The 13,670-nt window shown below is 48.5% G+C and carries 18 protein-coding genes; 9 read left to right on the top strand and 9 right to left on the bottom strand.

Going from position 1 to position 13,670, the window contains the following annotated elements; translation table 11 throughout:
* Positions 1-19 precede the first annotated feature (19 nt).
* Positions 20-832 carry a 2,3,4,5-tetrahydropyridine-2,6-dicarboxylate N-succinyltransferase gene (locus AC5FXQ_RS19145; RefSeq protein WP_196114695.1) on the top strand — a complete coding sequence of 271 codons (813 nt, stop codon included), beginning with the start codon at positions 20-22 and terminating at the stop codon, positions 830-832.
* A gap of 92 nt (positions 833-924) precedes the next feature.
* Here the strand turns inward: AC5FXQ_RS19145 and AC5FXQ_RS19140 are convergent, their stop codons facing one another.
* Positions 925-1,314 carry a VOC family protein gene (locus AC5FXQ_RS19140; RefSeq protein WP_493604017.1) on the bottom strand — a complete coding sequence of 130 codons (390 nt, stop codon included), beginning with the start codon at positions 1,312-1,314 and terminating at the stop codon, positions 925-927.
* Position 1,315: 1 nt separating this feature from the next.
* Positions 1,316-2,221, bottom strand: coding sequence for a 3-hydroxybutyryl-CoA dehydrogenase (locus tag AC5FXQ_RS19135; protein WP_493604016.1), 906 nt, complete (start codon positions 2,219-2,221; stop codon positions 1,316-1,318).
* A 435-nt stretch (positions 2,222-2,656) separates the two neighbouring features.
* On the opposite strand from AC5FXQ_RS19135, the gene AC5FXQ_RS19130 reads away from it, so the two are divergent.
* Both AC5FXQ_RS19130 and AC5FXQ_RS19125 read left to right on the top strand, forming a co-directional pair.
* On the top strand, positions 2,657-2,809 hold the full coding sequence (locus tag AC5FXQ_RS19130; RefSeq protein WP_007660459.1) for a lmo0937 family membrane protein: 153 nt from the start codon (positions 2,657-2,659) through the stop codon (positions 2,807-2,809).
* A 67-nt stretch (positions 2,810-2,876) separates the two neighbouring features.
* The gene (locus AC5FXQ_RS19125; protein ID WP_007660460.1) at positions 2,877-3,026 is read left to right on the top strand and encodes a lmo0937 family membrane protein; all 150 of its coding nucleotides are present in this window, start codon (positions 2,877-2,879) and stop codon (positions 3,024-3,026) included.
* Between the two features lie 81 nt (positions 3,027-3,107).
* Here the strand turns inward: AC5FXQ_RS19125 and AC5FXQ_RS19120 are convergent, their stop codons facing one another.
* Together AC5FXQ_RS19120 and AC5FXQ_RS19115 are read right to left on the bottom strand one after the other, a co-directional pair.
* A complete protein-coding gene (locus tag AC5FXQ_RS19120; RefSeq protein ID WP_493604015.1) occupies positions 3,108-3,800 on the bottom strand; it encodes a hypothetical protein in 693 nt (230 codons plus the stop codon).
* Positions 3,801-3,836: 36 nt separating this feature from the next.
* The gene (locus AC5FXQ_RS19115) at positions 3,837-5,462 is read right to left on the bottom strand and encodes an ABC-F family ATP-binding cassette domain-containing protein (RefSeq protein ID WP_493604014.1); all 1,626 of its coding nucleotides are present in this window, start codon (positions 5,460-5,462) and stop codon (positions 3,837-3,839) included.
* 362 nt (positions 5,463-5,824) lie between these two features.
* On the opposite strand from AC5FXQ_RS19115, the gene AC5FXQ_RS19110 reads away from it, so the two are divergent.
* Together AC5FXQ_RS19110 and AC5FXQ_RS19105 are read left to right on the top strand one after the other, a co-directional pair.
* Positions 5,825-6,271, top strand: coding sequence for a DUF4199 domain-containing protein (locus tag AC5FXQ_RS19110; RefSeq protein WP_493604013.1), 447 nt, complete (start codon positions 5,825-5,827; stop codon positions 6,269-6,271).
* 47 nt (positions 6,272-6,318) lie between these two features.
* Positions 6,319-6,777, top strand: coding sequence for a DUF4199 domain-containing protein (locus AC5FXQ_RS19105; RefSeq protein WP_493604012.1), 459 nt, complete (start codon positions 6,319-6,321; stop codon positions 6,775-6,777).
* Between the two features lie 93 nt (positions 6,778-6,870).
* Here the strand turns inward: AC5FXQ_RS19105 and AC5FXQ_RS19100 are convergent, their stop codons facing one another.
* Positions 6,871-7,206, bottom strand: a complete 336-nt coding sequence (locus AC5FXQ_RS19100) for a hypothetical protein (protein ID WP_493604011.1) — start codon at positions 7,204-7,206, stop codon at positions 6,871-6,873.
* Between the two features lie 209 nt (positions 7,207-7,415).
* Here AC5FXQ_RS19100 and AC5FXQ_RS19095 point away from each other — a divergent pair, with 209 nt between their 5' ends.
* Complete coding sequence (locus tag AC5FXQ_RS19095; protein WP_493604010.1) at positions 7,416-7,817, top strand: hypothetical protein; 402 nt, start codon at positions 7,416-7,418, stop codon at positions 7,815-7,817.
* A 62-nt stretch (positions 7,818-7,879) separates the two neighbouring features.
* Here AC5FXQ_RS19095 and AC5FXQ_RS19090 read toward each other — a convergent pair whose 3' ends face one another.
* Positions 7,880-8,269: a hypothetical protein gene (locus AC5FXQ_RS19090; RefSeq protein WP_493604009.1), complete on the bottom strand. Its 390-nt coding sequence runs from the start codon at positions 8,267-8,269 to the stop codon at positions 7,880-7,882.
* Positions 8,270-8,538: 269 nt separating this feature from the next.
* Here AC5FXQ_RS19090 and AC5FXQ_RS19085 point away from each other — a divergent pair, with 269 nt between their 5' ends.
* Positions 8,539-9,354, top strand: a complete 816-nt coding sequence (locus AC5FXQ_RS19085) for a murein L,D-transpeptidase catalytic domain family protein (protein ID WP_493604008.1) — start codon at positions 8,539-8,541, stop codon at positions 9,352-9,354.
* Between the two features lie 77 nt (positions 9,355-9,431).
* Here the strand turns inward: AC5FXQ_RS19085 and AC5FXQ_RS19080 are convergent, their stop codons facing one another.
* A complete protein-coding gene (locus AC5FXQ_RS19080) occupies positions 9,432-9,623 on the bottom strand; it encodes a hypothetical protein (RefSeq protein WP_493604007.1) in 192 nt (63 codons plus the stop codon).
* A gap of 275 nt (positions 9,624-9,898) precedes the next feature.
* Here AC5FXQ_RS19080 and AC5FXQ_RS19075 point away from each other — a divergent pair, with 275 nt between their 5' ends.
* Positions 9,899-10,696, top strand: coding sequence for a M48 family metalloprotease (locus AC5FXQ_RS19075; RefSeq protein ID WP_493604006.1), 798 nt, complete (start codon positions 9,899-9,901; stop codon positions 10,694-10,696).
* 42 nt (positions 10,697-10,738) lie between these two features.
* On the top strand, positions 10,739-11,647 hold the full coding sequence (locus AC5FXQ_RS19070; protein ID WP_493604005.1) for a diacylglycerol/lipid kinase family protein: 909 nt from the start codon (positions 10,739-10,741) through the stop codon (positions 11,645-11,647).
* A gap of 8 nt (positions 11,648-11,655) precedes the next feature.
* Here AC5FXQ_RS19070 and AC5FXQ_RS19065 read toward each other — a convergent pair whose 3' ends face one another.
* Both AC5FXQ_RS19065 and AC5FXQ_RS19060 read right to left on the bottom strand, forming a co-directional pair.
* The gene (locus tag AC5FXQ_RS19065) at positions 11,656-12,885 is read right to left on the bottom strand and encodes a metallophosphoesterase (protein ID WP_493604004.1); all 1,230 of its coding nucleotides are present in this window, start codon (positions 12,883-12,885) and stop codon (positions 11,656-11,658) included.
* The gene (locus AC5FXQ_RS19060) at positions 12,885-13,520 is read right to left on the bottom strand and encodes an LON peptidase substrate-binding domain-containing protein (protein WP_493604003.1); all 636 of its coding nucleotides are present in this window, start codon (positions 13,518-13,520) and stop codon (positions 12,885-12,887) included. The genes AC5FXQ_RS19065 and AC5FXQ_RS19060 overlap by 1 nt, the downstream gene beginning before the upstream one ends.
* Positions 13,521-13,670 lie beyond the last annotated feature (150 nt).

The following is a 13,670-nucleotide window of genomic DNA, read 5'->3' as shown; positions in this document are numbered from 1 at the left end:
TCTAAAAACGAAAAATAGCATGGCATTACAGCAGATAATAGAGCAGGCTTGGGAAAACCGTGACTTGCTGAAAGAGCAGAATACGATCGAAGCGATTCGCGCTGTCATAGAAGAACTTGACAAAGGACGTCTGCGTGTGGCAGAGCCGGCAGGTGACGACTGGAAAGTAAATGAGTGGGTGAAGAAGGCCGTGCTGATGTACTTCCCGATCCAGGCCATGAAGACGATCGAGGTGGGGCCTTTTGAATTTCATGACAAGATCGCCCTTAAAAAGAATTATGCTGAGCTGGGTGTGCGTGTCGTGCCGCATGCGGTGGCCCGTTATGGTGCTTATCTTGCCAAAGGCGTGATCATGATGCCTTCTTATGTAAACATCGGCGCTTACGTGGAAGAGGGCACAATGGTGGATACATGGGCGACTGTAGGTAGCTGCGCACAGGTGGGCAAACATGTGCACCTGAGTGGCGGTGTTGGTTTGGGCGGCGTGCTGGAACCAGTACAGGCAGCCCCGGTGATTATCGAAGACGGAGCCTTTATCGGATCGCGCAGCATCCTGGTAGAAGGTTGTCGCATTGGCAAGGAAGCAGTGATCGGTGCGGGTGTGACCATTACAGGGAGCTCCAAGATTATCGACGTGACCGGTAGCGAGCCGAAGGAGTACAAGGGCTATGTGCCGCCGCGTGCTGTGGTGATTCCTGGCTCTTATACCAAGAAGTTCCCTGCAGGTGACTTCCAGGTGCCATGCGCCCTGATCATCGGACAGCGCAAGGAGAGCACTGACCTGAAGACCTCACTGAACGATGCCCTTCGTGAAAACGCAGTAGCCGTTTAATTTCTATATTTCCCTTTATTTAACAGAAATCCCCCTGTCATACCAGCAGGGGGATTTCTGTTTTTAAGGTATAGCTTATTTTAAGGTATAGCCTAGCCTCTTGAATGCAGGGCAACACGGTTGCCTTCGGTGTCGAGGAACAATGCCATAAAGCCAATGTCTTCTGCTATCAGGGTTTTGTCCTGCAGTACTTTCCCGCCCGCTTGCTCTACCCTGGCCAGTTCGTTGGCCAGATCGCCTGAAGGGGAGGAGAAGTATACCAACGTGCCCTCGGTTGATGGGGTGTAGTGCTTTTCGTGCTTTACCAGAGAGCCGGGAGCGCCAGAACCTTCATCTGACCAGGGGAACCAGGCCATTTCCTCTTCGCCCATCGGTTGGTAGTGCAAGGTATAGCCCAGTACGGATTCGTAAAAACGAATAGCCCGTGGCATATCCGTCACTGGTATCTCAAACCAGCCTACTACATTAAAGGTCTGTGCCACACTATTGCGCGAAATGCTTTTTCTTAAAACGGTCGGCCACAATCAGTTCTTTGTTGCCGTGTGTCCAGGAGTAGAAGCCCTGTCCTGACTTCACGCCTTTATGACCTGCCTGCACCATGTTTACCAGCAATGGGCATGGGGCGTATTTCGGGTTACCGAAGCCATCGTGCAGCACGTTCAGGATCGAAAGACATACGTCCAGCCCAATGAAGTCTGCCAGTTGCAGTGGTCCCATCGGGTGTGCCATCCCTAATTTCATGATGGTGTCGATCTCTTCCACGCCAGCCACACCTTCATAGAGAGAGTAAATGGCCTCATTGATCATCGGCATCAGGATACGGTTGGCTACAAAGCCCGGGTAGTCGTTGCACTCGGTAGGCACTTTGCCCAGCTGCAGCGACATGTCCATCACCTGGCTGGTCACTTCGTCTGAAGTAGAGTAGCCACGGATGATCTCCACAAGTTTCATTACCGGCACCGGGTTCATGAAGTGCATGCCGATCACCTTGTCCGGGCGGTTGGTTACTGAAGCGATTTTGGTGATGGAAATAGAGGAGGTGTTGCTGGCTAGAATTGCCTCCGGCTTGGCGAAAGCATCCAGGTCTCTGAAGATCTTCAGTTTCAGATCCACATTTTCAGTGGCTGCTTCTACGATCAGGTCGGCCTCCTGCACACCCTGCTTGAGATCAGTATAAGTGCTGATGCGATCCAGCGTCTGGCTTTTTTGCTCTTCCGTCAGGTTGCCTTTGGCCATGATGCGGTCGAGGTTCTTTGTAATAGTGGCGAGTGCCTTGTTGAGAGCCTCCTCCGAAATGTCAACCAATGAGACTGAGAAACCATTCTGGGCAAACACGTGGGCGATGCCGTTGCCCATAGTGCCCGAACCAATGACTGCTATTTTCTTCATAGTGCTATATGCGTATAGTTAAAAATCTATTACAAAGCTAACAGAATTCGGACAAACATCGATTTTAAAAACATTTCTCTTGGAAGACTTCAATTTTTGATGCCATGTAAAGCCAGGCAGCGGGCCTTGAGGTACCAGGTATAGTTAATATTCTATACAAAATTATGCCAGGCAATTTTATTTGTAACAGAAGTAATGATTTAACTGTAAATCAAAAGGATATCGACTTATTTTAGGTAGCTTGTAATAACTGATAAAAATAATATTAGCTTAAAGTATACAAAAAAATGCGATTATATACATCCTTTAAAGTATTGGGCTCGTAAAAAGCTTAAAACAAAAAAATGCAAAGCTGGTTATGCGACCAGCATTGAAAACAAAGCAGACGGTTTTGCTTTCAATGCATTGAAAAGGAGAAATTAAAACTTAACAACTATGGGAAATTTACTGTATATCATAGCCGTTGTGCTAGTTATCTTTTGGCTGATCGGATTCCTCGGATTCCCTGACGCTGTAGGTGGTATTATCCACGTACTTTTAGTGCTGGCTGTTATCGCAGTGCTGCTGCGACTGATACGAGGCGCTTAACCTATATAGCGGAACTACGTTAGATAGGATAACAGACTATATTTTCGAAATTAAAATATTTAAAACTATGGGAAATTTATTGTATATCATAGCCGTTGTGCTAGTTATCTTTTGGCTGATCGGATTCCTCGGATTCCCTGACGCTGTAGGTGGATTGATTCACATCTTATTGGTGATCGCCGTGATCGTGGTATTGCTACGACTGATACGGGGCTGATAATACTTACTTAAAAACAGAAAAGGCTGCAACTAGTTGCAGCCTTTTCTGTTTTATACCTTTGTCTCTCTTTGTCTCTGGTTACTTTCTGAACGGAAAGCTAAAACCCGCTCTGATAACCGGGTTAGAGTAAGGAGAGGCAAAGGAGTCGTTGAAATTGTAGAGTAGCAATATATCTGCTGCACCCCGTTCGCCAATTTTTTGCCTGTAGCCGAGTCCGGCCATCGGTATACCTATAAAGCGCCTGCTGAATTCGTAAACCCCTGTATTGTAGTTCATCAGTGGGAGCTCCACACTCAACTGCTCAAATTCGCCATGAATCAGGAAGTTTTCAAATACCTGCTGCTGCGCAAACACACGGCCACCGTAGTTGTGCATGCTATCGCCTCTGAACCTCCTGTAATGATAAACGCCGCCTATACCTAGCCAAAAGGTTTCAGTAGCCCGATAGCCGACTACCGGCAGCAGCGAAATGTTGGTGAAGGTGCCAAACTGCAGGCCAAAGCTGCCACCCCAGAACATGCGGTCGATCAGCGCTTGTGGCGCCTCTTCGCCCGGGCGCACCACCTGCGGGCGGATTACCTCTGGCTGGGTTTGTGGTTGCGTCACACGGGGCTGCCGTTGCTGTTGTGGTTCTACAGTTGGTCCTGTAGGCAGTTCACGTTTGCGGCGCACCGTGTCGGGTTCTGTTTGGGCCATGGCCGCTGTGCTGCCCAGCAGGCAGCACAGGGTCAGTACCAGTACCAGTAGTTTGTAGCTATAGCGTAGCGGCATATCTTGCTCTATTACAGGTTGTCGCAGGTATATACGCTATACCTTGGCTGTGGCGTACATTTTTTTGCGAAGCTCCTTAATGTTGTCATCTGACAGGTACTCCTCGTAGCCCATGCGCTTGTCGATGATGCCACCCGGCGTCAGCTCGATGATGCGGTTGGCAATGGTGTCCACAAACTGTAAGTCATGAGAGGAGAACAGGATCGTGCCATCGAAATCGCGCAGGGAGTTGTTCAATGCTGTGATCGACTCCAGGTCCAGGTGGTTGGTAGGCTCATCAAACACGAGTACGTTGCCCGACTGAAGCATCATGCGGGAGAACATGCATCGCACCTTCTCACCACCCGACAGCACGTTGGCTTTCTTGAGCGACTCTTCGCCCGAGAACAACATACGGCCCAGGAAACCACGGATAAAGCTTTCGTCTTTCTCTGTAGAGTACTGACGCAGCCAATCCACCAGGTTCAGATCAGTATCGAAAAATTCCTGGTTGTCTTTCGGGAAGAAAGAAGCTGTGATGGTCGTGCCCCACTTGAATTCACCTGAGTCAGGCCGCTCTTCTTCAAAAAGAATCTTGAAGAATGTAGAAGCGGCAATATCGTTTCGGCCAATCACGGCGATCTTGTCACCCTTATCTACCATAAAAGAGATATCGGTGAAGATCGGCTGTCCGTCTACAGACTTGCTCAGGTTCTCCACATGCAGGATCTGGTTACCGGCTTCACGCTCTGGTTTGAAAGCGATGTATGGGTATTTACGCGAAGAAGGCTGAATGTCTTCTACCGTCAGTTTCTCGAGCAACTTGGCACGTGAGGTTGCCTGCTTCGACTTGGAAGCGTTTGCGCTAAAACGACGGATGAATTCTTCGAGTTCTTTGCGCTTGTCTTCTGTCTTCTTATTGGCGTCGGCACGCTGTTTCAGAGCCAACTGGCTTGACTGGTACCAGAAGCCATAGTTACCCGCAAACATCTTGATCTTGCCAAAGTCGATGTCGGCTACGTGCGTACACACGGCATCCAGGAAGTGGCGGTCGTGCGATACTACGATCACTGTATTTTGGAAATTGTCCAGGAAATTCTCCAGCCACATGATCGACTCAGCGTCCAGGTGGTTGGTTGGTTCGTCCAGCAGCAGGATATCCGGGTTGCCGAAGAGAGCCTGTGCCAGGAGCACACGTACTTTCTCGCTACCGCTCAGGTCTTTCATAAGTGAGTAGTGCAGATCTTCGCTGATGCCAAGTCCGCTCAGGAGCTCTGCTGCCTCATACTCAGCGTTCCAGCCTTCAAGGTCCGCAAACTCACCTTCGAGTTCAGCCGCACGTACACCGTCAGCCTCTGTAAAGTCCGCCTTGGCATAGATGGCGTCTTTCTCCTGCATGATATCAAACAGGCGCTTGTGGCCCATGATAACTGTCTGCAAAACCGGGAACTCGTCGTACTCGAAGTGGTTCTGCTTCAGTACTGCCAGGCGGGCGTTGGCCGGTATCTCAACAGTGCCGGTGTTCGGGTCGATTTCGCCGGAAAGTATTTTCAGAAAGGTAGACTTGCCTGCGCCGTTAGCCCCGATAAGGCCATAGCAGTTGCCGGGCAAAAACTTGATGGTTACGTCTTCAAACAGGGTACGCTTGCCATAAGACAGGCTTACATTGTTGGTGCTGATCATAGATAGCTATAAATGAGTATGTAAAACGATTGCGGTGCAAAATTACGAAATAAAAACCGTCTTTTTTTCAAATTGCTGTAAACCAATAGGCTAAGCAGGGATTGTCCTTCCGGTAATTCCTTTGAAATGAAGCGCTTCAGCGTGTAGGGGGAAAAATTTATGCTGCAAATCACAACGCCACGCTACTTTCTCTAGTATATTGTTTTAATTATATACGGCAGATTGCACTGGAATTTTATATTCTGGTTGATGTGCCAGTTTTATTCATTTAACCATTTGAGCAGTTAATCTGTTCATTTTTATAAAAAATTGATTCTGATATAAACACACGTAATATGGCATCTGGAAAAGTATCCTACGGAATGATTTCAATCAAATATGGTATCTATACAGGGCTGGCTCATATCGCTTTCTTCCTGCTAATGGGAGTACTCAACCTGCAAAACAGAGTAGAACTGTCTCTGCTTAGTGGCCTGTTTTTGGTGATCGGTATAGTTGTGGCGATCTCAAGCTACAAACGAGCTCTGAACGGTATGATTCCTTATCTGAAAGGAATAGCAATAGGGGGGACCGTCGGCGTCGTTTCATCAACTATACTGGCTTTGTTTCTGGTGCTCTACCTGTCTGTGCTGGATCCTGAGTACCTCAGAAGCTTGCAGGTAAGTTCCCTTTTCCCAGAGAGCATCTCCATCATGGCTGTGTTCGGAATGACAATTCTTTATGGCTCTGTGCCTGGAGTCTGGATCGCCTTCATCGCTATGCAGTGGTTTAAACGGCCTGATCATACAACTCCAGAACGTATCAGGTAATAAGATAAATACGCTGTCAACCAAAGAAGAAAATTGCACCCAAAATCATGGAAAAGATTGGCCTCAAATACGGCCTGTTCACGGCACTGGCACTAATCGTTTATTTTTTGCTTATGAAGCTCGTTGGTCTGGAGCAGGTCATTGAGCTACGCTTTCTGAACGGCGTGATCATGGCAATAGGTGTCACCATGGCCATTCGTGCCTTTAAGATAAGCCGGCAAGGCAACATCGGTTATTTCCAGGGCCTGGGTACGGGTGTTATTACATCAATCCTGGCAACGGTATTGTTCGCGGTATTTATGGTGATCTACATCAAGGCTTTTGATAATGCGCTGCTCAATGTGCTGGCCGGAGAGCAGTTCTTCGGTGGGCGAATGGCCATCACGCCCGGTATCGTGATCTTCATGGTCTTGATGCTGGAAGGTGTGATATCCGGTTTTATGGTGGCGTTCATCGCCATGCAGTGGTTTAAGCGCCGCGACCATAAAGTGCCCGGCAGCCCATGATGGGAGTACGCCTATAACAAACAAGATATTTCCAAAAAGAGAGGCGACCCGGAATTTTCCGGGTCGCCTCTCTTTTTGGATTTTACTGCCGTCTCAACTGACGAGGTTGTCGGGCCGCTGTATTATTTGTATAACTACTTCATGTAAATCGCCTTCCTCATCTTTTAATTTATAAATGACCATCGGGTTGTCTGCATCATGTATAGGCGTGATATTGACAACTTTACCTGCATCCAGCCTATCTTCTAGCTGTTGCGTCAGGTCCTGAAATGCTTTTGCGAAGTTAACCTCAAGCGAACTGGGATTATAATATTTAGTTTTCATGGTAATTTCACTTTGTATGGAGGGAGCCGCCTTTGCGGAACCGGGAGCCACTGTTAAAAATACTATTTCGAGGGTTTTTCTTTTTATACTATTATCAGGAGGCATAGTTACGATATAGTTGATTTCGAATACAACTTATTTTTATAGTTAAAAATCAATTTGAAATCTTGCTATTAATGCAATATTTGAATAAAACTATGCTATTAGAAAAATCTAAAAAATATGTCTTTTCTAGCAGAACCAATGTAATGTAATTCCGTTCATAACACTGTACAACAAAGAGTAGCCATTTGATGGTGAAATAACCGAATACCATGAAAAGAATTATACCCATACTAATTATACTAGGACTTACCCTTAGCACTGCACAAGCGCAGCGGCTCAAAGAAACAGACGACGACCTGGACAAGAAGGTGCTGGCTCTCAACCTGAGTGGTCCGCAGATGGCGATCCTGGAAATGAAGCGTGAACTGAATCTAAGCGAAGAGCAACTGATGCAGGTAGAATTGCTGCATGAAGAGCGGTACCAGCGTATGGTTGAAGCTGAGTTGAATCTGGAAGACCCCCTGGAACTGCAACGTACTTACAGAGAGATACAGATCCAACTGGACAAAGTGATGGCTGGCATTCTGACCGAAAAACAGCTGAAACAATTTCTGGAACTGGAAGGACGTCAGCACGTCAATTTACTGACTGGTAAAGAGGATGAAGAATAGTAGACAATGCTCCCGAATAGCAAAGCCCATCATAAGGTGGGCTTTTGGCATTAATTTGGGCATTATTTTGAAACGGGAAGAGGACGCAGGTAGGTGATTTCGCTTACCTTGCTCAGGGCATTGAAGCGTACCTCAGCCCGGTTAGCCTCGGAGAGTTTGTTCCGCTCACTGCAATGGGAGCCAGGTTCAAAATAGTAGATGAATACTCGCTGCCCCCGTCGCATCAATTGCTCTGCATCGGGTTTTCCCAGTATATCCTTGACCTCCGCCTCCGGTCGTCCGTAAAGCTCGCGACGAATCGCATCAAACTCGTTTACCATCGTACTACGTTGCCCCTGGCAGCCTTTTTTATCCTGTTGCCATTTATCGCTGTCGAAGCCTTCAATGCGGGCCGGGTCAGCGCAACCCAGCAGCATTATCAGTAAAAGGGTATAGAAGTAGTACGTTTTCATCTGCAATTCTCTTACCTCAAAATTGCAGCATCAGACCTTGGCATACAAGTAAAAACACTAATATATAAAACAGAAAACTTCATAAGCCTAAAAAATATACCTGACTCACATAATAAGCAGCAGGTGCACAAGCGTTTAGCATATAGGCGAGTCGGCCGAGCTTTACAATGAACAGTATATGGGATATAAACAAGGTGGAGGGGAACAATTGTTGTGTTTTTCCCTGTTAGTATTGTAATTGCGTAAAACCCTATAAGTAGAATAACCCTATGATAAGAGCTATTGTTACCTCTTTTGCCCTTAGTTTCATGCTGGTTGCCACTCCTGGTGGGGCCCGACACGATGAGTCGGATCCGACGGGACGCACGGCAGAAACCATGCTGACTTCCACTTCCCTTGCCCGCTTGTCCTTAGCCGAGAAAAAACTTGCCTTTGATGAGCATGTGCAGGAGGTGTACAACAGATCGGGTTTAAAGATAGCCGGGCTTTCTTTCAGTGTGTTTGAGCGGGCTTATACCGGTTACCATAACTTTAAGCAGGACGGGCTGACGGCTACTGACAAGCAGATCCTCACAGTTGTAGATTTTACAAAGCCGAGTAACCTGAAGCGCATGTGGATTATTGATCTGGATGCGAATAAAGTGCTCTATAATAACCTGGTGGCGCATGGCCGCAATACAGGCAATGTAAGAGCAGAGAAATTTTCGAACGAGCCTAACTCCAATATGAGCAGCATGGGCTTCTACCTCACCGACAAGACTTACTATGGCAAGCATGGCCTTTCGCTGCGCTTGTCAGGTATGGACGAGAAGTATAACTCCAAAGCCATGGAGCGTGCCATCGTGCTGCACGGCGCTGACTACGTAAGCGATGACTTTGTGAAGCAGTATGGCCGGCTAGGTCGTAGCCTGGGATGCCCGGCTGTGCCGAGGGCTATTTCGGGTGACGTGATCGAGCTGATCAAGGACAATACCGTGCTCTACATTCACAGTGCAGATAAGGCCTATACCTCGGACTACCTGAACATAGAGCGAGCCGTTGAGGGCTTTGCAGCGCTGCAGGGTACATCACCCGTTCGCACATAGCGTTAAGCCAACCCAAAAACAGAAAATGCCACGCCGATAATCCGACGTGGCATTTTCTGTTTTATAGCATGATAGACTCAGGTCTGGTCTTTTGTTGTTTTAACCAGGTTGATACCCGCAAAGAAAAAGATCAGGCCTACAATAAAGGGCACTGCGGCCGTGTACTGGCCAATAGCTGCACCGTCGCCTCCCATCACAAAAGCATATGCCCCCCAGATGATGCCGATTATACCTAGTATGGTCAGAATGGCACCGAATGTTCGTTTCATATTCATGATATTCCGTTTTAGTTGAAGCTGCTTTTGCAGCAATTTTAATGTATTACGAATTTCATATAAAATAGGGTAGCTATTTATACTCCTTATACCTATACCTGTCTTTTACTGCTCGTTTTTTTCCTTGCGCTTGCGTATACTTTTTAGTGCAATAAAAGTATATGATGAAGCAGCATACCCGACCGGCTCAGATACTTTTGTGCGACAGTTGGCCATGGATTTGACTGGCAGTTAAAACTTTTAAGAAGTAGCGTAAGATGAGAGCAGTCATGAAGTTTATCGTCGCCATCGTGATTGCGGCGGTATCACTGGTCACATACTGGTGCAACAGGCAGGAAAATGAGTTTACCGGCCAGGTGCAGCACGTAGACATGACCGTAGAGCAAGAGATCGCCCTGGGACTACAGACCGCCCCAAAAATGGCTTCTCAATATGGTGGATTGCACCCTGACGAGCAGGCGAGGGCGCAGGTAAATGAGATAGGGCAGCGCCTTGTTCAGAATACCCGTGTCAGAGAAACACCCTATCAGTTCGACTTTCACCTGCTGGCAGATGAAAATACCGTAAACGCCTTCGCCCTGCCTGGCGGACAGATCTTTATAACAGCTGGCCTGCTGCGCCGCCTTAGTTCAGAGGCACAACTGGCAGGTGTGCTGGGCCATGAAATAGGGCATGTGGTTGGGCGACACTCTGCCCAGCAACTAGCTAAGGCAAAGCTTACCCAAGGCCTTACAGGCGCAGCTGCCATTGCCACTTATGATCCGGATAACCCTGCCTCTCAGACTGGTGCTGTGGCTGCCGCCATGATCGGGAAACTGATGAACATGCGCTACGGCCGGGAAGATGAACTGGAGTCCGACAGGCTGGCGGTGCGCCTGACAGGTGAGTCGGGTTATGACCCGCGGGCCATGCTAGAGGTGATGCGCATTTTGGAGGAAGCCAGCGGCGGTGCCAGTGGTCCTGAGTTCACACAAACGCACCCAAACCCAGGCAACCGTATAGCTGAGATAGAGCGTGCCATCCAACAGGAATATCCAAATGGCTTGCCCGCTGGTTTGATCGAATAAGCCGTCAAACTTAAAACCAACCAACGACACCACGACATCAGCATGCAACAAGAGGATAAGATTAAAAACCTGCTATTTGTTATCAATCCCATCGCAGGCGACATAGACAAAAGCGAGCTGGAGGAAGAGATAAGGACTACCTGTGCCGAGTATCAGCTGAGCTGCACCATATACCGTACCACTGGTGCTGGAGATCAGGATCATGTAAAGAGACTAATCGAGCAGCATCAGTACGATGCAGTGTTTGCTGTAGGCGGAGATGGTACTGTTAGCTTGGTTGGGGCCCTCCTGATTGGCAGTAAAACGCCCCTGGGCATCATTCCGCTCGGCTCAGGCAACGGACTCTCAAAAGACCTGGGTATACCGCAGGACACAGAGGAGGCGCTGCAGCTGATCCACGAACATGTGGTGCGCAACATCGACACGATTGATCTGAACGGGCAGCCTTCTATTCACCTGAGCGATCTGGGTTTTAATGCTCTTGTCGTAAAGCGATTCTGTGAGGGTGACAAACGGGGCCCTGGTGCCTATGCCTGGATAGCCTTGCAGGAATACATGAACTACGAACCAAAGTTCTACCGCATAGAAACGGATACGGAGAATTTTGAGGGAGAGGCTTTTATGGTCACGATTGCCAATGCCAATGCCTTTGGGAGCAATGCTGCCATCAACCCGAGCGGAATTCTGAACGACGGCCGTTTTGAGATCTGCCTGATTGAGCCTTTCCCCAAGGCCGCAGCTCCGGCACTGCTCTTCCGCATGTATACAGATAACATAGACGGTTCGGTCTATACCCGCCGTATCAGCTGCCGCAAAGCCACTGTTTACAATGTTGACCATGAAGTAGTGCACATTGATGGGGAGCCGGCTGAGCTGGGGGAGGAGATAAAAGTAACGATGCACCCTAAAAGTCTGAAAGTCTTACTGCCTATACCTGAAGAGGAAGGTTGAGCGAAAAACTATACCTCCTGCGTCTGCTCTTTTGGTTGCAGTACGGAACCGAGTTCTTTTCTGAACACAACAGCTCCGGGCTTTGAAACGTTTTCCCCCTCTGCCACCGCAAGGGCTTCTATCCATACCTCGCCGGTATCATAATAGTTGAGCACAAAAAAACCCCGCTGCTCCAGCGTAAAGGTAGCTTTGCCGCCCTTCTTCACGAATGATGTTTTACTCCCGGACCCGCTGACGATGTAATGATTGTCCCGCACCACGAAGTGCTGCAGGTTATGGTCGTGCCCTGCCACATACACGATGTTGCTGTACTGGTGGAATATACGGAGCAGGCGTTTGCGCATCTTGCGGTATTTCCGGTGCGACATGTCTTCATAGGCACCGAACATTTTGCGGTAGAAAGGATACAACGACCCGAAAATGGGCAGTGGGATATAAAAGCGCTTGTGCGCAGCAGTCAGCGGAAAAATGTGCTGCTTGATCGTGAATTTGCCACCGTGGAGGGCATTGCTGTAAAGCGGATGATGCGCGGCCACCACAATGCGCTGGTGCCTGTTTCGTCTTAAGATCTTGTTCAGGCGCAGGAAGAAGTCTTCGATGTCATCATAGGGACAGCCCTGATTGCGTCCCATCGGCTTTTCCCCGCGGTGCACCCACCACTGTGTGTTGATGATCACCAGCAGCAGCCCGTCGGCTAGCTGTATGGCATCCGGTCCCGGACAACCGTGGCGTGGCAGGTAGCTGCATTCGTCCCGCAGTGTATCCACCACATACTTTTCCTGCCGCAAGACATACTCCAGCCCCTTTTTGCGCCCTTTGTTCCAGTCGTGGTTACCACTCAGAAAAATTTTGCGGCCAGCATACGTACCCATTTGCTGCAGCAGGAAGTCCAGGCGCTCTTTGGCGGCAGGGTAGTGTCGGTGTGTTTCAGCAGGAAGTCCTACAGGGTAAAGGTTGTCCCCGAGAAACAAAACACTTCCATCTGGCCCGGTATTTTCCTGCCATTCTTCCAATAGCCGCATCACTGGGTCGGTGCCATCGGTGGCTACGTAACCCACGTCTCCCATAAAAGCGATGCTGTGCACCAGCCGCGCCTCCGGTTTGGGCAGGCATTTGCGCCAGCCTACATCAGATAGTTTATAGAATGGTTTGTTCCGGTACCTGAGCTCCTGCCAGTAGCTGAAAAGACCAAAAACCACAAATAGCACGGTAGGTATGAGGATGAAGTATAGCAGCATCAGAAGTTAGGTGGTGTGAGGTTTTTGAAATGGCCGTTGAGCTTGACGCGTTCCTTCAGTTTTTCGGTTTCAGCTACGATAGGTAATACCTGTTCGAGGTGCTGCAGGATCATCTCTTGCCGCAGAGCCTCACTGTTACACTGCAATAAGGTATATTCCTGTTCAGTATTAAGTCCTAAATGATGGGCAACGTCAAAAGAGGTGAAGTTTTCGGGTAGCTCCATCAGGATGCTGCTTATACCTAAGGCTGTATACAATTCCTGCAGCTTCTCTTGTATCTGTACCTTCGTCACAATGTCCTCGTCCTCCAGGTTCTCTACTTCCTCTACCTTGCCGCCTGCGTACAGCCTACCCGGCGCCTGCCTGTCAAACTCCAGTATCTTGAATATGCCCAGACCCTGGGTGCGTATATCCATCTCCCCGGTATCGTACTTTTTCTCGACGTGCAGCAGTTTGATCTCCGTACCATATAGTCCCACGCCATTGTTGATGAAGGTAGGTATACCAAAGGTCCCGCCGCTTTTGATGCAGTCGTGTACCAGCTGTTTGTAGCGTGGCTCGAAGATGTGCAGGTTCAGCTTCTCGCCCGGAAAAACCACGATATTCAATGGAAACAATGGCAGATACTTTTGCATGGTCTTTTCTTTAGCTTGATTACAGGCATTACAGGTATTTGTATATGGAATACGGGTATGATCAGAGCCGTGTTAAGTATCTCAATTCAGTGTGGTTGCTTTTGTTGCATTATAAGCCAAAACACTTAGCTTTGCGCACTTATTTTCAAC

The organism is Pontibacter sp. LHS1 (genome assembly GCF_058932855.1).
The sequence above is the reverse complement of the archived record's forward strand: the minus strand, read 5'-3'. Positions and strand labels throughout refer to the sequence as shown.